At 62.4% G+C, this 20613-nt stretch carries 20 protein-coding genes and 1 pseudogene; 19 read left to right on the forward strand and 2 right to left on the reverse strand.

Features of this window, described 5'->3' with window-relative positions:
• The 19 genes and pseudogenes from sdhB to purF form a co-directional block, all read left to right on the forward strand.
• A pseudogene (sdhB, locus tag NCR40_RS14710) lies at positions 1 to 84 on the forward strand (succinate dehydrogenase iron-sulfur subunit); the annotation flags it as partial.
• Between the two features lie 13 nt (positions 85 to 97).
• A complete protein-coding gene (locus NCR40_RS14715) occupies positions 98 to 394 on the forward strand; it encodes an FAD assembly factor SdhE (RefSeq protein WP_244829111.1) in 297 nt (98 codons plus the stop codon).
• Positions 395 to 541: 147 nt separating this feature from the next.
• Positions 542 to 1843, forward strand: a complete 1302-nt coding sequence (gltA, locus tag NCR40_RS14720; protein ID WP_244829112.1) for a citrate synthase — start codon at positions 542 to 544, stop codon at positions 1841 to 1843.
• A gap of 247 nt (positions 1844 to 2090) precedes the next feature.
• On the forward strand, positions 2091 to 3500 hold the full coding sequence (gene leuC / locus NCR40_RS14725) for a 3-isopropylmalate dehydratase large subunit (protein WP_244829113.1): 1410 nt from the start codon (positions 2091 to 2093) through the stop codon (positions 3498 to 3500).
• Positions 3501 to 3509: 9 nt separating this feature from the next.
• Positions 3510 to 3647 (forward strand): entericidin A/B family lipoprotein, encoded by a 138-nt coding sequence (locus tag NCR40_RS14730; protein ID WP_250466478.1) that lies wholly within the window; start codon positions 3510 to 3512, stop codon positions 3645 to 3647.
• A gap of 71 nt (positions 3648 to 3718) precedes the next feature.
• Positions 3719 to 4369 (forward strand): 3-isopropylmalate dehydratase small subunit, encoded by a 651-nt coding sequence (gene leuD, locus NCR40_RS14735; RefSeq protein WP_244829115.1) that lies wholly within the window; start codon positions 3719 to 3721, stop codon positions 4367 to 4369.
• 141 nt (positions 4370 to 4510) lie between these two features.
• On the forward strand, positions 4511 to 5578 hold the full coding sequence (gene leuB / locus NCR40_RS14740; RefSeq protein ID WP_250509815.1) for a 3-isopropylmalate dehydrogenase: 1068 nt from the start codon (positions 4511 to 4513) through the stop codon (positions 5576 to 5578).
• Between the two features lie 376 nt (positions 5579 to 5954).
• Complete coding sequence (gene asd / locus NCR40_RS14745; protein ID WP_250509816.1) at positions 5955 to 7076, forward strand: aspartate-semialdehyde dehydrogenase; 1122 nt, start codon at positions 5955 to 5957, stop codon at positions 7074 to 7076.
• A 183-nt stretch (positions 7077 to 7259) separates the two neighbouring features.
• Complete coding sequence (locus NCR40_RS14750; protein ID WP_250509817.1) at positions 7260 to 9323, forward strand: motility hub landmark protein FimV; 2064 nt, start codon at positions 7260 to 7262, stop codon at positions 9321 to 9323.
• Position 9324: 1 nt separating this feature from the next.
• A complete protein-coding gene (gene truA, locus NCR40_RS14755; RefSeq protein ID WP_250509818.1) occupies positions 9325 to 10128 on the forward strand; it encodes a tRNA pseudouridine(38-40) synthase TruA in 804 nt (267 codons plus the stop codon).
• Positions 10125 to 10793: a phosphoribosylanthranilate isomerase gene (locus NCR40_RS14760; protein ID WP_250509819.1), complete on the forward strand. Its 669-nt coding sequence runs from the start codon at positions 10125 to 10127 to the stop codon at positions 10791 to 10793. The genes truA and NCR40_RS14760 overlap by 4 nt, the downstream gene beginning before the upstream one ends.
• Before the next feature lie 51 nt (positions 10794 to 10844).
• Complete coding sequence (gene trpB / locus NCR40_RS14765; protein ID WP_250509820.1) at positions 10845 to 12038, forward strand: tryptophan synthase subunit beta; 1194 nt, start codon at positions 10845 to 10847, stop codon at positions 12036 to 12038.
• A gap of 8 nt (positions 12039 to 12046) precedes the next feature.
• Positions 12047 to 12901: a DNA-methyltransferase gene (locus NCR40_RS14770; RefSeq protein WP_250509821.1), complete on the forward strand. Its 855-nt coding sequence runs from the start codon at positions 12047 to 12049 to the stop codon at positions 12899 to 12901.
• Positions 12902 to 12982: 81 nt separating this feature from the next.
• A complete protein-coding gene (gene trpA, locus NCR40_RS14775) occupies positions 12983 to 13786 on the forward strand; it encodes a tryptophan synthase subunit alpha (protein WP_250509822.1) in 804 nt (267 codons plus the stop codon).
• 71 nt (positions 13787 to 13857) lie between these two features.
• Positions 13858 to 14730, forward strand: a complete 873-nt coding sequence (gene accD, locus NCR40_RS14780) for an acetyl-CoA carboxylase, carboxyltransferase subunit beta (RefSeq protein WP_244829127.1) — start codon at positions 13858 to 13860, stop codon at positions 14728 to 14730.
• Positions 14731 to 14806: 76 nt separating this feature from the next.
• Positions 14807 to 16117, forward strand: a complete 1311-nt coding sequence (gene folC / locus NCR40_RS14785; protein ID WP_250509823.1) for a bifunctional tetrahydrofolate synthase/dihydrofolate synthase — start codon at positions 14807 to 14809, stop codon at positions 16115 to 16117.
• A gap of 61 nt (positions 16118 to 16178) precedes the next feature.
• Entirely contained in the window at positions 16179 to 16997 is an 819-nt protein-coding gene (locus NCR40_RS14790; RefSeq protein WP_250509824.1) for an SPOR domain-containing protein, read from the forward strand.
• Between the two features lie 17 nt (positions 16998 to 17014).
• Entirely contained in the window at positions 17015 to 17554 is a 540-nt protein-coding gene (locus NCR40_RS14795; protein ID WP_244829130.1) for a CvpA family protein, read from the forward strand.
• Between the two features lie 117 nt (positions 17555 to 17671).
• The gene (gene purF, locus NCR40_RS14800) at positions 17672 to 19219 is read left to right on the forward strand and encodes an amidophosphoribosyltransferase (RefSeq protein WP_244829131.1); all 1548 of its coding nucleotides are present in this window, start codon (positions 17672 to 17674) and stop codon (positions 19217 to 19219) included.
• Between the two features lie 65 nt (positions 19220 to 19284).
• Here the strand turns inward: purF and NCR40_RS14805 are convergent, their stop codons facing one another.
• A complete protein-coding gene (locus tag NCR40_RS14805) occupies positions 19285 to 20055 on the reverse strand; it encodes a helix-turn-helix transcriptional regulator (protein WP_250509825.1) in 771 nt (256 codons plus the stop codon).
• Positions 20056 to 20066: 11 nt separating this feature from the next.
• Entirely contained in the window at positions 20067 to 20408 is a 342-nt protein-coding gene (locus tag NCR40_RS14810) for an FKBP-type peptidyl-prolyl cis-trans isomerase (RefSeq protein ID WP_244829133.1), read from the reverse strand.
• Positions 20409 to 20613 lie beyond the last annotated feature (205 nt).

The following is a 20613-nucleotide window of genomic DNA, read 5'->3' on the forward strand; positions in this document are numbered from 1 at the left end:
TGCGTCGACGTGTGCCCGAAGGGGCTCAACCCGACCAAGGCGATCGGCAAGATCAAGGAATTGATGGTGCGCCGCGCTGTCTGAGATGGGCTAAGAGATGGTCGACAATTCAAGCAATACCGCGGACGACGGTCCGCATCAGTCCGACCCCCTTCGCCGCGCGCGTCTTCGCTGGCGTGCGCGGCGCGGCCTGCTGGAAAACGATCTGATCTTCGAGCGTTTTTTCAGCCGATATGAGCATGACCTCAGTGACGCCGACGTGTTCGCGTTGACCCGTCTGCTGGAGCTGAGCGACAACGAACTGATGGATTTGTTACTGGCGCGCACCGAGCCCGAAGGCGAGCTTGCGACGCCCGATGTAATCCGTCTGCTAGGTATGCTGCGTACCGTGTGATTTCAGCAGGAATCCACGGAGTTCTGCACAATAAGCCGAAATAAACGAATTAAGGCCGCAAGAGGCCCACAGTACAGTTTGTGCCGCGCAGCTTCCGTCGTGCAAATTATCGAGAACCTGTATCCATACTTCGATTGAGGATGTGCTATGACCCCGTCAGATGTTAAAGCCACGCTATCGTTCAGCGACAACTCGCCGAGCGTCGAAATGCCGATCTACAAGGGCACCATGGGCCCGGACGTGATCGACATTCGCAAGTTGTACGGTCAGACCGGCAAGTTCACGTATGACCCGGGCTTCATGTCGACGGCAGCGTGCAATTCCGCGATTACGTATATCGACGGCGACAAGGGCGAACTGCTTTATCGTGGATATCCGATCGAAGAACTGGCGGTGAACGCCGACTTCCTCGAAACCTGCTATCTGCTGCTGAAGGGCGAATTGCCGACCGCCGCGCAGAACCAGGAATTCGTGGATACGGTCACGCGCCACACGATGGTGCATGAGCAAATGCACTTCTTCTTCCGCGGTTTCCGTCGCGACGCGCACCCCATGGCCGTCCTCGTCGCCGCAGTCGGCGCGCTGTCGGCGTTCTACCATGACTCGCTGAATATCAACGACCCGCGTCATCGCGAAGTGTCGGCCATCCGCATGATCGCCAAGCTGCCGACGCTGGTGGCCATGGCGTACAAATTCAGCATCGGTCAACCGTTTGTTTATCCGAAGAACGATCTGTCGTATAGCGCGAACTTCATGTACATGATGTTCTCGAACCCTTGCGAAGAGTACAAAGTCAACGACGTGCTGGTGCGCGCGCTCGACCGTATCCTCATCCTGCACGCGGACCACGAGCAAAACGCGTCGACCTCGACGGTGCGTCTCGCGGGTTCGTCGGGCGCCAATCCGTTTGCGTGTATTGCAGCGGGTATCGCGTGTCTGTGGGGCCCGGCGCATGGCGGCGCGAACGAAGCCGCGCTGAACATGCTGGAAGAAATCGGCTCGGTCGACAACATCGCCGAGTTCATCAAGCAGGTGAAGGACAAGAACTCGGGCGTGAAGCTGATGGGCTTCGGCCACCGCGTCTACAAGAATTACGATCCCCGCGCGAAGCTCATGCGCGAAACCTGCCACGAAGTGCTGAACGAGCTCGGTCTGCATGACGACCCGCTCTTCAAGCTCGCGATGGAACTGGAAAAGATCGCGCTGGAAGACGAATACTTCGTGTCGCGCAAGCTGTACCCGAACGTAGACTTTTACTCGGGTATCGTGCAGCGCGCGCTGGGCATTCCGACGTCCATGTTCACGTGTATCTTCGCAATGGCCCGTACGGTTGGCTGGATCGCGCAGTGGAACGAGATGATCGCCGATCCGGAACAAAAGATTGGCCGTCCGCGTCAGTTGTTCATTGGTCAGACGCCGCGTGATGCAAAGGCGCTGGACAAGCGTTAAGCGCACGCAGGTAAGGTTGGATGAAAGCCCCGGCGAGTGATTGCCGGGGCTTTTTGCTTTTGGCTTCTTCCTCGTCCGTCTTTCTATCCTGGTATCGCTGATCCAGGTACCGAACCCACCACCCAACCCACTGTTTTTAATGGATTTTTCCGTAGCCTAGTACTATCCACGCGCTCCTTGAGAGTGGCATAATCGACTCACAAGTCGTCAAACTGAAAACCCCGCAGTCACACTCCAAAGCGCTCACATGGCACAGACTCTCTACGACAAACTGTGGAACACACACGTGATCCACACGGAAGAGGACGGCACGTCGATCCTCTACATCGACCGTCACCTGCTGCACGAAGTGACGAGCCCGCAGGCCTTCGAAGGCCTGAAGCTGGCCGAGCGCCCGGTGTGGCGCATCAGCGCGAACCTGGCCGTGTCCGACCACAACGTGCCGACCACCGACCGTTCGCACGGCATTGCTGATCCCGTGTCGAAGCTGCAAGTCGATACGCTCGACTCCAATTGCGATAGCTTCGGCATCACTCAGTTCAAGATGAACGATCTGCGTCAGGGCATCGTGCACATCATCGGGCCGGAACAGGGCGCGACGCTGCCGGGCATGACCATCGTCTGCGGCGACTCGCACACCTCCACGCACGGCGCGTTCGGCGCGCTCGCGCACGGCATCGGCACCTCGGAAGTGGAGCACGTGCTCGCCACGCAAACGCTCTTGCAGAAGAAGAGCAAGAACCTGCTCATTAAGGTCGAAGGCCAATTGCCGCGCGGCTGCACCGCGAAGGACATCGTGCTCGCGATCATCGGCAAGATCGGCACGGCGGGCGGCACCGGTTACGCCATGGAATTCGGCGGCTCGACCATCCGCGCGCTCACCATGGAAGGCCGCATGACGGTCTGCAACATGGCGATCGAAGCGGGCGCGCGCGCCGGCATGGTGGCCGTCGACGACACCACGATCAACTATCTCAAGGATCGTCCGTACTCGCCGCAGGGCGTCGAGTGGAATCAGGCGGTCGAGTACTGGCGTCAGTTCAAGTCGGACCCAGACGCGCAGTTCGACCGCGTGGTCGAACTCAATGCGGCCGAAATCGTGCCGCAAGTCACGTGGGGCACGTCGCCGGAAATGGTCACGTCGGTCGATGGCCGCGTGCCCGATCCCGAGCGCGAAAAAGATCCGGTCAAGCGCGACGCCATGGAACGCGCGCTGCACTACATGGCGCTGCAACCGAACACGCCAATCGAGGCCATCAAGCCGGACAAAATCTTCATCGGCTCGTGCACGAATGCGCGTATTGAAGACCTGCGCGCCGCCGCGTATGTGGTGAAGACGCTCGGCCGCCGCGTGGCATCGAACATTCGTCTGGCGATGGTCGTGCCGGGCTCCGGTCTCGTGAAAGCGCAGGCCGAGCGGGAAGGGCTCGACAAGATTTTCACCAACGCGGGCTTCGAATGGCGCGAGCCGGGATGCTCCATGTGCCTCGCCATGAACGCGGACCGGCTCGATCCGGGCGAGCGCTGCGCATCGACGTCGAACCGCAATTTCGAAGGGCGTCAAGGCGCGGGCGGACGCACGCATCTGGTGAGCCCGGCAATGGCGGCCGCCGCTGCAATCGAAGGTCACTTCGTCGACGTTCGCAAGCTCGCCTGACTCGGTGCGATGAAGCGAAATCTACTCTCGCTCGTGGTTGCCGCCGGTTGTCTGCTCACACTGACACTCGCGGGCTGCAACACGATGCACGGTTTCGGCGAAGATTTGCAGCATCTGGGCAATTCGATCAGCAACGCGGCTAAGTAGGCGAGCCGCATTCATCCGGCAAGGCGCGCCAAGCATTGCCGGATCTGCAACAGACAAAGGGCTCAAGCGTCATGGAAAAATTCATTGTGCATAGCGGCCTCGTGGCGCCGCTGGATCGCGAAAACGTCGACACCGACGCGATCATTCCGAAGCAGTTCCTGAAGTCGATCAAGCGCACCGGCTTCGGTCCCAACGCGTTCGACGAATGGCGTTATCTCGATGTCGGCCAGCCGGGTCAGGACAACAGCAAGCGCCCGCTGAACCCGGATTTCGTGCTGAATCAGCAGCGTTACCAGGGCGCGTCGATTCTGCTCACGCGCAAGAACTTCGGCTGCGGCAGCTCGCGGGAACACGCGCCGTGGGCGCTGGATCAATACGGCTTTCGCGCGATCATTGCGCCGAGCTTCGCGGACATTTTCTATAACAACTGCTTCAAGAACGGGCTGCTGCCGGTGGCGCTGACGGAGCAGCAAGTGGACAAGCTGTTCAACGAGACCAACGCGTTCGTGGGTTATACGCTGACCGTCGATCTCGAAGCGCAAGTCGTGCGTACGGGCGACGGCACCGAGTATTCTTTCGAAGTCCCGGGCTTTCGCAAGTACTGTCTGCTGAACGGCTTCGACGATATCGCGCTGACTCTGCGCCACGCGGACAAGATTCGTCAGTACGAGACGGAACGGCTGACGAAACAGCCGTGGCTGAACAATCGGCTGGTTGGATAAGAGCCTGTATTCGGCCTGCGCTCAGATGCAGGCGCGCTTTTAGTGACGTTGTTCGTGTCCGAGAAACCCGACACGACGGCGCGAACCAAACCGGGAAGCTCCGCAAGCGCGGAGCGCGTCCTGTGAATAAGGAATCGAGACATGAAGATTGCAGTCCTCCCCGGCGACGGTATCGGTCCGGAAATCACCGCCGAGGCGGTCAAGGTGCTGAACGCGCTTGGTGAGAAGTTCGAACTCGAAGAAGCGCCCGTTGGCGGCGCGGGTTACGAGGCGAAGGGCCATCCGCTGCCGGATGCGACGCTGCAACTCGCCAAGGACGCCGACGCGATCCTTTTCGGCGCCGTCGGCGACTGGAAGTATGACAAGCTCGAACGCGCGTTGCGCCCGGAGCAGGCCATTCTCGGTCTGCGCAAGCATCTGCAACTGTTCGCGAACTTCCGTCCGGCCATTTGCTATCCGCAATTGACGGGTGCTTCGTCGCTGAAGGCCGAGATTGTGTCGGGGCTCGATATCCTGATCGTGCGTGAACTGAACGGTGACATCTACTTTGGTCAGCCACGCGGCGTGCGTGCTGCGCCGGACGGCTTGTTCGAAGGCGCGCAGGAAGGCTTCGACACCATGCGTTACGCGGAACCGGAAGTGCGGCGCATTGCGCATGTCGCGTTTCAGGCTGCGCGAAAGCGTCAGAAGAAGTTGACGAGCGTGGACAAGGCGAACGTGCTCGAAACATCGCAATTCTGGCGCGACATCATGATCGACGTGTCCAAGGAATATCCGGACGTCGAGCTGTCGCACATGTATGTCGATAACGCGGCGATGCAGCTGGTCAAGGCGCCCAAGGCTTTCGACGTGGTCGTGACGGGCAACATGTTTGGCGACATTCTCTCCGACGAAGCCGCGATGCTCACCGGTTCCATCGGCATGTTGCCTTCGGCGTCGCTCGACAAGAACAACAAGGGCTTGTACGAGCCGTCGCATGGTTCGGCGCCGGATATCGCGGGCAAGGGCGTGGCCAATCCGCTTGCGACCATTCTCTCGGCCGCGATGATGCTGCGCTACTCGCTCGGCAAGACGGAGCAAGCCGACCGTATCGAAAGCGCGGTGAAGAAGGTGCTGGAGCAGGGCTATCGCACCGGCGATATCGCGACGCCCGACGGCAAAGTCGTCGGCACGAAGGAAATGGGTGACGCGGTGCTCAAGGCGCTCTAAAAAAACTCGCGATCGGCTGTTGCGACAAATGCAGCCGATCGTGACGTTTATCCTATTTTTACCCGTTTTACGGCACGATTCGCGGCGATTCGGTTCGGGATTCACGAATTAGCCCGGTTATCGTGTAGACTGTTTTGCTATGGCGAAGAACTCTCAATTCTCTTTGGAATCCATCGGACGCGGCTCAAAAGTCAGCGCGACGGGTCTCGCCATCAGCACGCGCGGTCACGCCATCGTTGGCGTCGCCAAAACGCGCATTACGAAAACCTCCATCAAAGCGATCACGATTCGCTGATCGTCCCTCGTGTCCGAGCGTCTTCCCCGCGCGGCCACGCCGGGTAAGGATGCGGGGAAGCTACCACTGGAAGGGTGAGTCATGAACGTAGGTCTCGTTGGTTGGCGCGGCATGGTCGGCAGCGTCCTGATGCAGCGCATGCAGCAGGAAGGCGACTTCGACCTGATCGAACCGGTGTTTTTCAGCACCAGCAATGCGGGCGGCAACGCGCCGTCGTTCGCCAAGAACGAGACTAAGCTCAAAGACGCGACGAGCATCGACGACCTGAAGAAATGCGACGCCATCATCACGTGTCAGGGCGGCGACTACACCAACGAGGTGTATCCGAAGCTGCGCGCAGCGGGCTGGAAAGGTTACTGGATCGACGCGGCCTCGGCGCTGCGCATGAAGGACGACGCGGTCATCATTCTCGATCCGGTCAACCTGAACGTCGTCAAGGACTCGCTCGTCAAGGGCGGGCGCGATTTCATCGGCGGCAATTGCACGGTCAGCCTCATGCTGATGGCGCTCGGCGGCCTGTTCCGCGAAAACCTCGTCGAATGGACGACGGCCATGACGTATCAGGCCGCATCCGGCGCGGGTGCGCAGAACATGCGCGAACTGCTGCAGCAAATGGGTGTGCTTTACGGCGCGGCCAAGGAAGACCTGGCCGACCCGTCTTCCGCCATCCTCGATATCGACCGCCGCGTGCTGGCTGCAATGAACGGCGAACGCATGCCCGTCGACAATTTCGGCGTGCCGCTCGCAGGCTCGCTGATCCCGTGGATCGACAAGGATCTCGGCGACGGCATGTCGAAGGAAGAGTGGAAGGGCGGCGCGGAAACCAACAAGATTCTCGGCAAGCCCGCAATGGGTCAGCCGGGCTCGGTTCCCGTGGATGGGCTTTGCGTGCGGATCGGCGCCATGCGCTGCCATTCGCAAGCGCTGACCATCAAGCTCGCGAAGGACGTGCCGCTCGACGAAGTGCACGGCATCCTGGCATCGGCGAACGACTGGGTGAAGGTCGTGCCGAACGAGCGCGAAGCATCCATCCGCGATCTGTCGCCTGCAGTCGTTACGGGCACGCTTACGGTGCCGGTTGGCCGTCTGCGCAAGCTCGCCATGGGCGGTGAATATCTGTCCGCGTTCACGGTCGGCGACCAGCTCTTGTGGGGTGCTGCCGAACCGCTGCGCCGCATGCTGCGCATTCTGTTGGACAAGTAAAGTAAACTACGCGCTTATGAGCGCGGCTTGACGAGAAGCGTCGCGTTTATCGCGGCGCTTTTTCGTTTGTGCAGCCGGTTTTGTCATGGAACGTGTCCGCGTGACCGTTCGACGAAAAATTCACCTGCGCGCGTTCGTCATGGCAGTGTTTCGATTCAACCTTCGCCGTTCCCTGGAGTTTCAATGATTCATCGACCTGGCCGGTCTTTCAACACGCCATCGCGCGCGGCGTTCGCTGCGGCTGGCATTGTCGCGTCCGCGGTGCTCGCCGCGCATCCGGGCGCGGCTTTCGCGCAGGCGAGCGAGGTTGCAGCAGGCGCTACGCAGCAGTACGCGGTGAAGCCCGGTCAGTCGCTGAGCGATATCGCCGGCGAACTCACTGGTTCCAAGGAACGGGCCGTCAAGGAAAAGATGGCGCGCGCCCTGTTCGAAGCCAATCCGAACGCGTTCGCCGGGCACGACATCAACCGGTTGAAGCTCGGTTCGGTGTTGAACGTGCCGGCAACGGATGCGGGCGGAGCGTCCGCGCCGGTCTCGGCGTCCGCATCGACGCCAGCGCCGGTCCCGCAGGAAAACGCGACGGCGGGCGCATCTGCGACTGGCGTTGCACCGGCGTCAGCGACTCAAGGCGCCGCGAGCGAGCCCGCGCCGCCCGAGGCAGCCTCGAATCCCGCGCTTGTTGCGAGCGCGCCGAATGCCGTTGCGCCGGCGTCCGAGGCAAGTACCACAATGGCGCCAGCGAAGCCCGAGGTCGCCACTTCCGCTGCGGCGCCCGCGACCGGGTCGCCGCTTTCGGACCCCAGGATTTTCCTCGGCGGGCTGGTCGGGCTGAGTGTCATATTCGGCCAGTGGTATATCAGAAGGCGTAATCGCGCCAAACTCGAAGCGGCGAGAGCGGCAGCGGACCCGCGCGCGCCGCGAACCTTTTCCTCGATGGAAGAAGCGGAAGCAGACGCCGCCGCGCGTAACGAAAAGCTGCGTCAGCAACGCGAGCGCGAGCGTTTGGCTGCTATCGCCGTGGCGAGCGTAGATGGCAAGGCGGTTCAGCGCGACGATCAGTCGGAACTGAACGCGGTGGCGGCGAGCATCGAGGATTACGATGCGGCGCAAGTTTTCCCCACGCCGTCCGATGACGACGCGGTCGCGCGCATGACGCCGTCGGCCAGGAATCCGGCGTCGCAAGCCGAGCCGTTCGTTCCCGCGACGCCCGCCGCTTTGCACGCGGAATTCGTGCCATCCGCGCGCGAAGAATCATCGAACGACGCCGACGCGCACGAAACGCATGCCCGCGAAATCGCTGCACGCCAGGCCGCCGCGCTCGAAGCGCGCAAATGGGAAGAACAGGAGCGCGAAGCCGCCGCGCGTCAGGCTGCGCATCAGGAAGCCGAGGAACGGGAGACGCGCGCACGTGAGCTCGCGGCCCGCGAGGCGCTCGCCCGCGATCTGTCCGCCCGCGAGACGCAATTGCGCGAAGCCGAAGCGCGCGATGCCGCCGAGCACGCGGAGCAGGCCCGCGAGGCGGCGGCGCGCGAAATCATCGCTCGCGAAGCCGAACTGCGCGAAGCTCAGGCGCGTGCGGCCGCCGAGGAAGCCGCCGAGCAGCGCGCGGCAGAACAGCGCGAGATCGAGCACGCAGCGCTCGACGTGCCGCCCGAGCCGGAACTCGACGACGATCCATCGCCCGGTCATCGTTTCCCGATGCCCAAGTTTCCAAAAGAAGCAATCCAGGCGCTCGACTCGCTCGAACTCGGTCTGCCGCCGCGTCTCGAACTGACGCTGAACGCGCCTCATGATTTGGCGAGTTCGCCGCCGCAGGCGCTTGAAGGCGCGCCCCGTGAGTCCGCTGACGCGGCGCCGTTGCCGTTCATCCCGCAGCCGGTGGCCCACGCGCAGACGGCTCACGAGGACTTGCCGCCCGTGCCGCGAGGGGATTCCGTCGTCGCTCAGATCGAAGCCGGCACTGCAGGCGCCGCGGCGGTGGCCGGCCTCGGAGCCACCCAGTACGGCCCGCTGAGCCTCGACTTCGACCTGAATCTGCCGGCGAGCCAGACTGCACCGTTGCCGGCGCTGACGCCTTCGCAACTCGCGACGATCGCGCGAAACAAGCTCGAACTAGCGACCGAATACATCGAACTGGGCGACTTGTCGGGCGCGCGCACGTTGCTTCAGGAAGTGCTCGCCTCGAACGATTCAGCCACGCGTCCGCAAGCCGCCGCGTTGCTTTCGACGCTCGCGCCGCATTCCTGAAATGCGCATTGCATTAGGCGTTCAGTACGACGGCTCGGCGTTTTCCGGCTGGCAATCTCAGCCGCATGGCAACACGGTGCAGGACGAACTCGAGCGCGCGCTCGGGGAGTTCGCGCAGACTCGTTTGCAGACGGTCGTCGCCGGACGGACAGATACCGGGGTTCACGGCCTGGGCCAAGTCGTGCACTTCGACACGGAGCTCGACCGTACCGAGTTTTCCTGGGTGCGCGGCACGAATGCGTTTTTGCCGGAAACGATCGCGGTGCAATGGGCGAAGCCGATGCCCGACGACTTCCACGCCCGCTTCAGCGCATTCGAACGCACTTACTATTACGTGCTGTACATCAATGCGGTCCGTTCACCCATGCTCGCGAAACGCGCTGGCTGGGTGCACACGCCGCTGGATGTCGGCGCGATGCGTGAATCGGTGGCGTGTCTTATCGGCGAGCACGACTTTTCGTCGTTCCGCGCGGCGGATTGCCAGTCGAAAACGCCGGTCAAGCATGTGTATCGGATCGATGTACGCGAGCAGGGCAACTTCGTGCACTTCCGGTTTCGCGCCAACGCGTTTTTGCATCACATGGTACGCAATCTAATGGGATGCTTCGTTGCCATTGGCCGGGGAAAACATCCGGTTTCGTGGATGACCGACGTACTCGCCGCGCGCGACCGTCGTATCGCCGCGCCGACCTTCATGCCGGACGGCCTATATCTGGCGGAAGTCGGTTATCCGGCGCAATTCGCGGCGCCGCCTGCGCATATCGAAAGCATGCCGTGGAGCGCCGTCTGGGCGAACGAGAAATGAGCGAACGGGATCTTCATCGAACAAGAATCAAGCTGTGCGGACTTTCCCGCGCCGAAGACGTGCGCCACGCCGTGGCGCTTGGCGCGGACGCCGTGGGCTTCGTGTTCTATCCGCCGAGTCCGCGTTCGGTGAGCGTCGCGCAAGCCGTCGAACTGGTTCGGCATGTGCCGCCCCTCGTGTCGGCAGTCGGTTTGTTCGTCAACGCGACGCCGGAATGGGTGAGAGAAGTCACGTCGAACGTTCCTCTGTCCATTTTGCAGTTTCACGGCGACGAGACACCCGAACAATGCCTCGAGTTGGCCGCAATTGCGGGTTTGCCCTATTGGCGCGCATTGCGAATCGGGCCTGATGCTGCAACGAGCGATTTGATAGAATCGTCTCTTATATTTGCAGATGCTGGCGGCATTCTTCTCGACGCGCTCGTCGAGGGCTTTGGCGGCGGCGGGAAGATATTTGATTGGTCACTTATCCCAACAGATCTAGGGCATCGGGCCGTTTTGAGTGGTGGGTTGAACACGCAAAACGTCAGTGAAGCCATCCGGCGCGTGCGCCCGTTCGCGGTCGATGTCTCAAGCGGCATCGAAACGCCGGGCGCCAAGGGCGTGAAAGATCCCGCCCGGATGGCGGCATTCGTGCGCGCGGTGCGCGAAGCGGATGCCAGCTGAATAAAAATGTGAATTCGCCGCAATGGCACTTCACCACCGAAGAGTGACGTAATGTACAACTTACCAGACGAAAGAGGCCATTTCGGCCAATATGGCGGCATTTTCGTGTCTGAAACGCTCATCCACGCGCTCGATGAATTGCGCGTCGCGTATGAAGCCGCTCAGCAAGATCCCGAGTTCCAGGCGGAGTATCACTACGAACTGAAGCATTATGTGGGTCGCCCTTCTCCGATTTATCACGCAAAGCGCTGGAGCGAAATGCTTGGCGGCGCGCAGCTTTATTTGAAGCGCGAGGACCTGAATCACACCGGCGCGCACAAGGTCAACAATGTGATCGGCCAGGCGCTGCTTGCGCGCCAGATGGGCAAGAAGCGTGTGATCGCCGAGACGGGCGCAGGTCAGCACGGTGTTGCAACCGCCACCATTGCCGCCCGCTTCGGCATGGAATGCGTGGTGTACATGGGCGTCGAGGACGTGCGGCGTCAGGCTGCGAACGTGTATCGGATGAAGCTGCTGGGCGCGACGGTCGTACCGGTCGAATCGGGCTCGAAGACGCTGAAAGACGCGCTCAACGAAGCCATGCGCGACTGGGTGACGAACGTCGAGAGCACGTTCTACATTATTGGCACGGTGGCGGGCCCGCATCCTTATCCAATGATGGTGCGCGACTTCCAGCGTGTGATCGGCGACGAATGCAAGGTGCAAATGCCCGAAATGGCCGGTCGTCAGCCGGACGCGGTGATAGCGTGCGTAGGCGGTGGATCGAACGCGATGGGCATCTTTTATCCCTATATCGATGACCAGGGCGTGCGTCTGATTGGCGTCGAGGCAGCTGGCGACGGAATGGACACCGGCCGTCACGCAGCCTCGCTCATGGGCGGTAGTCCCGGCGTTTTGCACGGCAATCGCACCTATCTTCTGCAAGACGACAACGGCCAGATCATCGAGACGCATTCGGTTTCGGCGGGTCTCGACTATCCAGGCGTCGGTCCCGAGCACGCATGGCTGAAGGACGCGGGACGGGCCGAGTATGTCGGCATCACGGATGAGGAAGCGCTCAAGGCCTTCCACGACTGCTGCCGCATCGAAGGCATTATCCCGGCGCTCGAATCGAGTCACGCGCTGGCGTATGGCGCGAAGCTCGCTAAGACGCTGCCGCGTGACAAGGTGCTGCTCGTCAACCTGTCGGGCCGGGGCGACAAGGACATGCACACGGTCGCCGAGCGATCGGGCATTCAGTTCTGAGCGGCCGGATGCGCACTGTCATCGACGAACCGTTGTCCGTCGGCGCGCTCACGGGCGCCGACATCGATATCCGCAATCGTGATTTCCTGGCCGATGCCTCGACCATTCCCGACGCGTCGATCGACTTGATCGTCGCGGACCCGCCCTATGGTTTGGGCAAGGACTACGGGAACGACTCGGACATGCGGTCCGGAGACGCCTTCCTTGAATGGACGTACGGCTGGCTTGAACTGGCCCTGCCCAAGCTCAAGCGAAGCGGTTCGATGTATATCTTCTGCACCTGGCAGTATTCGCCAGAGCTGTTCGTGTTTCTCAAGCGCCGCCTGATGATGATCAACGAAATCGTCTGGGACCGGCGTGTACCGAGCATGGGCGGAACGACGCGAAAATTCTCGTCGGTGCATGACAACATCGGCTATTTCGCGGTATCGAAGGACTATTACTTCGATCTCGATCCGGTGCGCATTCCTTACGACGCAGTGACGAAGAAGGCGCGCTCGCGCAAGATTTTCGAAGGCAGCAAGTGGCTGGAGATGGGCTACAACCCGAAAGACGTGTGGTCGGTGTCGCGTTTGCACCGGCAGCATGCGGAACGGGTCGATCATCCGACACAAAAGCCGCTGGAGATCATCGAACGGATGGTGCTTGCCAGTTGCCCGCCGGGCGGCCGCGTGCTTGATCCATTCATGGGCAGCGGCACCACGGGCGTTGCCTGCGCGCGTCACGGACGGCTCTTCACCGGATACGAGATAAACGCGGACTACTGTGCGATCGCTGAACAGCGCACGGCGCAGGGACGCGAGGATCGATTGCAGGTTTTGCGCGCACCTAGCGTCAGTCTCGTACCGGAAGCTGCCCGATAGCGCCATTTTCGTCGCTGAAACGCGTCAGATGCCGAGACAACGACGTCTGACGCCCACGAATACGACTGCGAGAAATTTCTCATGTCACGCATCAAAACTACATTTGCGGCACTCGCCGCCGAAGGCAAGAAGGGGCTGATTCCGTTCATCACGGCGGGCGACCCGAACCCTGAACAGACCGTCGAGTTCATGCACGCGCTGGCGAAAGGCGGCGCGGACGTCATCGAACTGGGCGTGCCGTTTTCGGACCCGATGGCTGACGGTCCCGTCATTCAGCGCTCGTCGGAACGCGCACTGGCGCGCGGCGTGACGCTCAAACGCGTGCTTGCCGATGTCGCGCGTTTTCGCCAGACGAACGACAAAACGCCGGTCGTCCTGATGGGCTACGCCAATCCGATCGAACGCATGGGCGCGGACGCTTTCGCGGCGGCAGCGAACGAAGCGGGCGTCGACGGCGTGCTGGTCGTCGATTACCCGCCCGAGGAAGCCGAGGAATTCGGCACGAAAATGCGCGCGGCCGGCATCGATCCCATCTTCCTGCTGGCGCCGACTTCGACCGACGAACGTATCGCGGCGGTCGGGAAGATTGCGAGCGGCTATGTCTATTACGTCTCGCTGAAAGGCGTGACCGGCGCGGCAAATCTGGACGTTTCCAGCATCGCGAGTAAAATCCCGGCCATCAAGTCGCATGTGCCGCTGCCGGTGGGCGTGGGTTTCGGCATCCGCGACGCGCAAACTGCCCGCGCGGTGGCTGAGATCGCGGATGCCGTGGTCATCGGCAGCCGGCTCGTGCAGTTGCTCGAAGAGGCGCCGCCGGATACTGCCGCGGCGTCGCTTACGACATTCATCGCGGAAATCAGAGCGGCGCTCGACGCCGCCAAGTAAAAACGCAGTCGCGGCCGCGCCGGATTCCCTCGGCGCGGCGCCGCGACCGTCTGAACACTGAAGGAAATTCGATGAGCTGGCTCGACAAATTGTTGCCGCCCAAGATCAAACAGACCGATCCCAAAAGCCGCAAGGGCATTCCCGAAGGCCTGTGGGTGAAGTGTCCGGCGTGCGAGGCGGTGCTGTACCGCAACGACGTGGAGGCGAATCTGCATGTGTGCCCGAAGTGCAGCCACCACATGCGAATCGGCGCGCGCGAGCGGCTCGATCGTCTGCTCGATCCGGAAGGCCGCTATGAAATCGGCCAGGAAGTCTTGCCGGTCGACGCCCTCAAGTTCAAGGACAGCCGCAAGTATCCGGACCGCCTGAAAGAGGCGATGGAAGACACCGACGAAACCGATGCCATGGTCGTCATGGGCGGCGCAATCCACACCATACCGTGCGTCGTGGCGTGCTTCGAGTTCTCGTTCATGGGCGGCTCGATGGGTTCGGTGGTCGGCGAACGTTTCGTGCGCGGCGCGCGCAATGCGCTCGAACAGAACGTACCGTTCATCTGCTTTACGGCTTCGGGCGGCGCGCGCATGCAGGAAAGCCTGCTTTCGCTCATGCAAATGGCCAAAACCACTGCGCTCCTCACCAAGCTGGCCGAGGCAAAGCTGCCGTTCATCTCGGTGCTGACCGACCCGACCATGGGTGGCGTGTCCGCGAGCTTCGCGTTTCTGGGCGATGTGGTGATTGCCGAGCCGAAAGCGCTCATCGGCTTCGCGGGTCCGCGCGTGATCGAGCAGACGGTGCGTGAAAAGCTGCCGGAAGGCTTCCAGCGCGCCGAGTTCCTGATGACGAAGGGCGCCGTCGACATGATCGTGGATCGCCGCAAGATGCGCGAGGAAATTGCCCAGTTGATGGCATTGATGACCCGACAGCCCGCCGACGCCGTCGCCTGACGGCTTCGAATGCAGCGCCGCGCCGCGCGTGAACCCGCGAGGTTCCGCGCGGCGCTTTTGTTTCCCGATCTCGAAAATGAACACTTTCCCCACCCTCGACGCCTGGCTCGCTCATCTCGAAGCGGCGCATCCGGTCGGTATCGACATGGGTCTCGCGCGCATCGGTCGCGTGAAGGAAGCGCTCGGGCTTTCCTTCGACTGCCCGGTCATCACCGTCGGCGGCACGAATGGCAAGGGCTCGACGTGCGCGATCATCGAAACCATTTTGCTGCGCGCGGGTTATCGCGTGGGCTGTCACACGTCGCCGCATCTGCTTTCGTTCAACGAGCGGGCGCGCGTAGATGGCGTCGAGGCAAGTGACGCCGAGTTGCTGCAGCATTTCGAGGCCGTGGAAAAAGCGCGCGCGAGTCTCGCCGAGCCGGTCTCGCTGACTTATTTCGAATTCACGACGCTCGCGATCCTGCATCTCTTCGCCTCGCGCACACTAGACGCCGTGGTGCTCGAAGTCGGGCTCGGCGGGCGGCTGGACGCGGTCAATATCGTCGATACGGACTGCGCGGTGATCACGAGTATCGACATCGATCACACGGATTACCTCGGCGATACGCGCGAGAAAATCGGCTTCGAGAAGGCGGGCATTTTCCGCTCGGGCAAGCCCGCGATTTGCGGCGACCCGACGCCGCCGCAAAGCTTGATCGATCACGCCGAGGCGATCGGCGCGGATTTGTGGCTTGTGGGCCGCGATTTTCGCTACGAAGCGCAGCCGGGCAACGAGCGCCAGCAGTGGAGCTACATCGGACGCGCACAACGGCGTTCCGCGCTGGCTTACCCGGCGTTGAGGGGCGCGAATCAGCTCATCAATACGTCGGCCGCGCTGGCGGCGCTCGAAGCGCTGCGCGACCGTCTGGCCGTGTCTGCGCAGGATATCCGTCTGGGCTTGGCGAACGTCGAGTTGCCGGGACGCTTTCAGGTGCTGCCGGGCAAACCGCAGATCATTTTGGATGTCGCGCACAATCCGCACGCCGCCGCCGTGCTCGGTCAGAATCTCGGCAACATGGGCTACTTTCCGTACACCTACGCGGTGTTCGGCGCAATGGGCGACAAGGACATCGAAGGCATCGTCAATCAGCTCAAGGGCGAGGTCGATCACTGGAACGTGAGCGCGTTGCCTACTCCGCGCGCCGCGTCGACCGGCCGCCTGGCCAAGGTTTTGCGCGATGCCGGTGTCAACGAAGGCCCCGACAGCAGCGTTTCACAATTCGACACACCGGCCGAAGCATTTCGAGATGCGTTAAGTCGTGCGTCCGAAAATGATAGAATTTTGGTTTTCGGCAGTTTCTACACGGTTGCCGGCGTCATGGCATACCGGAAATCGCAGCATCACTGAGACGGTTGGCGGTCAGCCGCAAGGCAAACCCCCGCACCAAGCTTCTCGCACCAAGCCATACATGGGACTTTTCTCGTTCGGCAAGAAAGACGACTCCGGTCGCGACGCATATTCCGACTCACCGCGCGGCACGCGTCATACCGTCCGCACGGAACGCCGCACGCGCCGCCCCGAGCGCACCGACGCCGACGCGATGATGCTCGACCCCACGCTGCCCGAAAAGCAGCGTGCCCGGCGCAGGCTGGTCGGCGCAATCGCGCTCGTGCTGGCCGCGGTCATCGTTCTGCCCATGGTGCTGGACTCGCGCCCGAAGCCCGTCACCGACGATATCTCCATCGATATTCCAAGCCGCCCCGCGCCTGCCGTGAAGCAATCGCGCGAAGCCACCGATGCCGACACGCAAGCCGGCGTCGCGCATGACGGCCCTGCGGCGACATCGAACGGCGTGGCGGCGGGCGTAGCGCAGCCCGACGCGCAAGCGCCGGCGCCAGTTCAGCAACAGGCGCAGGTCAAACCGGAAGCAAAGTCCCCGGCACCCGCGAGCCAACCCGCAAAAACCCAGGCGGCCAAGCCGCAGCCGGTCGCGCCCGCCGAAGAAGCCAATACCGCCGCCAACGCACCGAGCTCGCCTTCGTCGCCGGCCGGCAGCCGCTTCGTGCTGCAAATCGGCACCTTCGACGACGAAACCGCCGCGCAAAACTGGGTCAACAAGTTGAAAGCGGCCGGTGTGCCCGCATATCTCGAACATCGCAAGCAAACGGACGGCTCCACGCGCGCTCTGTTGCGCGCAGGACCGTTTGCGGATCGCACGGCGGCATCGGCGGCGCTTCAGAAGGTGCGGCAAGCCGGACTTGCCGGTGGCAAGCGGCCAGCGAACTGAGGCGAACCAGAAGCTCGATGTTCACCAGTTTCGACTATGCCGTGCTCGCCGTGATCGGCCTGTCAGCCTTGCGCGGCATGTGGCGCGGCTTTCTGGCCGAAGCGTTCGGTCTCGTCGGCTGGGTGGCGGCTATCTTGATTGCAGGGCGCTTCGTCAGCGTCGTCGTGCCGTACATACCGTCCACGTGGCCGGGCGGTGCATTGACGCAATGGCTCGTGGCGTTCCTGCTGGTGGTGGCGGCCGTGCTGCTTCTGTCGAGCGTGCTGTCCGCGCTCCTGACGCGCATCACCGAAGTCACCGGCCTGCGCGGCGTCGACCGCTCGCTGGGTTTGCTGTTCGGCCTCGCCAGAGGGGCTATATTGGTAGTCATCCTGGTCGCCCTGGCGGGCTTGACCGAACTGCCGCAGAAAGATTTTTGGCGCAATGCGCTGCTCGCGCCCATGGCCGAGCAAGGCGTGCGTGAACTGAAACCGCTGCTCCCCGCTACGCTTGCCGCGTATGTGCGTGTCGCCCCGGCCCCCGATGCCGGCGACGCGGCGCGAAACGTCGCACAATAGACGAACGGCTGGCTACATGAGGGACGCGATACGGCGCCCGCCTGCGAACAGGCGGTGTGGACCGGCACCGCCTATCGACCCCGTCGACCCCGTTTCGACTCTTTGAAGGACCATGCCATGTGCGGCATCGTAGGTGTAGTTTCCCAAAGTCCCGTCAATCAGCTGATCTATGACAGCTTGCTGCTTCTGCAGCATCGCGGCCAGGACGCAGCGGGCATCGCCACGGCGAACGGCAACAACTTCCACATGCACAAAGCCAATGGCATGGTGCGCGACGTGTTCCGCACGCGCAACATGCGCAGCCTGCCGGGTACGGTCGGCATCGGGCAAGTGCGTTATCCGACGGCGGGTTCCGCATCGAGCGAGGAAGAAGCGCAACCGTTCTACGTGAACGCGCCGTTCGGGATCATCCTCGCGCACAACGGCAATCTGACCAACTGGACGCAGTTGAAGGACGAGATGTTCCGCATCGATCGCCGGCACATCAACACGGCGTCGGACACGGAAGTCCTTCTCAACGTCTTCGCGCATGAACTGCAGCTCGCGAGTTCGGGCTTGCAACTCGACGCCGCCGCGCTCTGGAAGGCGGTTGCGGGCGTGCATCGGCGGGTGAAGGGTTCTTACGCGATCGTCTCGCTGATCGCGGGTTACGGGCTCGTCGCGTTCCGCGATCCGTTCGGCATTCGTCCGCTCGTGCTCGGCAAGCTGGAAACCGCGACGGGCGTGGAATGGATGGTGGCGTCGGAATCGGTGGCGGTGGAAGGCGTGGGCTTCGAGTTCGTGCGCGATGTCGAGCCGGGCGAAGCCATCTTCATCGACGCGGAAGGCAACCTCCACAGTCATCAATGCGCCGAAAAACCGACGCTCAACCCATGCATCTTCGAACTCGTGTATCTCGCGCGTCCGGATTCGTGCCTCGACGGCGTGCCCGTCTACAACGCGCGTCTGCGCATGGGCGACTATCTTGCCGAGAAGATCAAGCGCGTGCTGCCGGACGTGCCTATCGACGTGGTCATGCCCATTCCCGATTCCTCGCGTCCCGCCGCCATGCAAGTGGCCGCGAAGCTCGGCGTGGAGTATCGCGAAGGCTTCTTCAAGAATCGCTACGTGGGCCGCACCTTCATCATGCCGGGCCAGGCGGTGCGTAAGAAGTCGGTGCGCCAGAAACTCAATGCCATGGCCATCGAGTTCAAAGGCAAGAACGTGCTGATCGTCGACGACTCAATCGTGCGCGGCACGACCTCGCATGAAATCGTGCAGATGGCGCGTGACGCCGGCGCAAACAAGGTGATCTTCGCGTCCGCCGCGCCGCCGGTTAAATTCCCTAACGTGTATGGCATCGACATGCCCACGCGCGGTGAACTCGTGGCGCACGGCCGCAGCGACGAAGAAGTCGCGCGCATGATCGGCGCGGATTATCTCGTCTATCAGGACGTGGCCGACCTTAAAAGCGCGATCCGTGACATCAACCCTGAGTTGCAGGAGTTCGAGGCTTCGTGCTTCGACGGCAACTACATCACCGGCGACATCACGACCGAGTATCTCGACCGGATCGAATCGGCGCGTCTTGCGCCGCAATCGCAGTCGGATCGCGACAATGCGAGCGACGTGCAAGAGGGCGACGTCGCGCGCTCGCAATTGCATCTGCAACTGTCGGTGGAATGATTCGTTAGCTGGTTGAGGCATGAAGAAAGCCCGCCTGGTCGATGACCGGCGGGCTTTTTACGTCTTCAATGCTGACGCGGATCAGGCGCTCTCAGGCCATTGCGCCAGAGACCAGGCGCTATGCCGAAGCGCTTCGAGAACGCATGCGTGAACGCACTTTGATCGGCGAAACCGACATCGAGCGCAATGTCCGACAACGCGGCGCGCGGATCGGCAAGCAACGCAAGCGCGGTATCGAGCCGCAAGCGATGCAGATAGCGATGCGGCGTCTCGCCAAACGCCTCGCTGAATAGCTGATGAAAGCGCCGCATGCCGAAGCCGCAGTGTGCGGCGAGATCGGCAATGCGCAGCGGCTCCGACAAATGCAGCCGCAGCCATCGGTCGATGCGCGCGAAGTCGAGGCCACGCGCTTCGGCCACGACGGATGCGCCCGCGTCGGCCATCAACGCGCCGCACAGATGCGCGGCGGCTTGCCAGGCGAAGCGGCCATCGTGAATGCCTGCATTCAGCGCGATATCGGCGACGAGCTGCGTCATCGCGGAATCGAGATCGACAGTGCGAGCGCGTTCGAAAAAGCGCTCGGGCACCGCCACCGACGTCGCCGGAAGATCGAGCACGAGTTGGCGATTCACGCCCTCGGCCCAGTATTCATGCCGCGCGTGAGCCGGAATGATCCACGCGCGATGCCGGTCGATATGCGACTCGCGCCCGTCCACCGCCATGCCCATTGCGCCGTCGAAGCCGAGCACGATCTGATGGAAGTCGTGCTCGTCCGTCGCCTGCACCGCTTCATAGCGGCGCAGCGAAATGCCTGGACGATGGACTGGCGCGTTCATGGCGTCGACACTCAGACGTCGAGCAGTTCCACTTCGAACACGAGCGTGGCGTTCGGCGGGATGACGCCGCCCGCGCCACGCGCGCCGTAGCCGAGTTGCGGCGGAATGGTGAGACGGCGCGTGCCGCCCACTTTCATGCCTTGCACGCCTTCGTCCCAGCCCTTGATGACCATGCCGCCGCCCAGCACGAAGGCGAACGGGTCGTTGCGGTCCTTGCTCGAATCGAACTTCTGTCCGTCGGTCAGCCAGCCCGTGTAGTGCACGCTCACCGTCTTGCCCGCGACGGCTTCGGCGCCTTCGCCAACAGCGATGTCTTCGTATTTGAGGCCGGAATCGGTCGTGACTTGCGCCATGTTGTGCTCCCTGGTTGCCCGGCCATGCGCACGTTCGTCATGCCATGGTCCGGTGGTCGAAACCACCATTGTAGAACGTCGCAGGCAAGCGGGAGGGGGGGGGGGGGGCGGCCCCCCCCCCCCCCCCCCACGCCCGGTGGCGATGAACGACGCCCTTTCAAGCCGCGCGACGATTCGCGTCCGAGCTTCGATAAGCGCGGCCCGA

It is taken from the genome of Caballeronia sp. GACF4 (assembly GCF_023631025.1).
Lineage (GTDB): Bacteria > Pseudomonadota > Gammaproteobacteria > Burkholderiales > Burkholderiaceae > Caballeronia.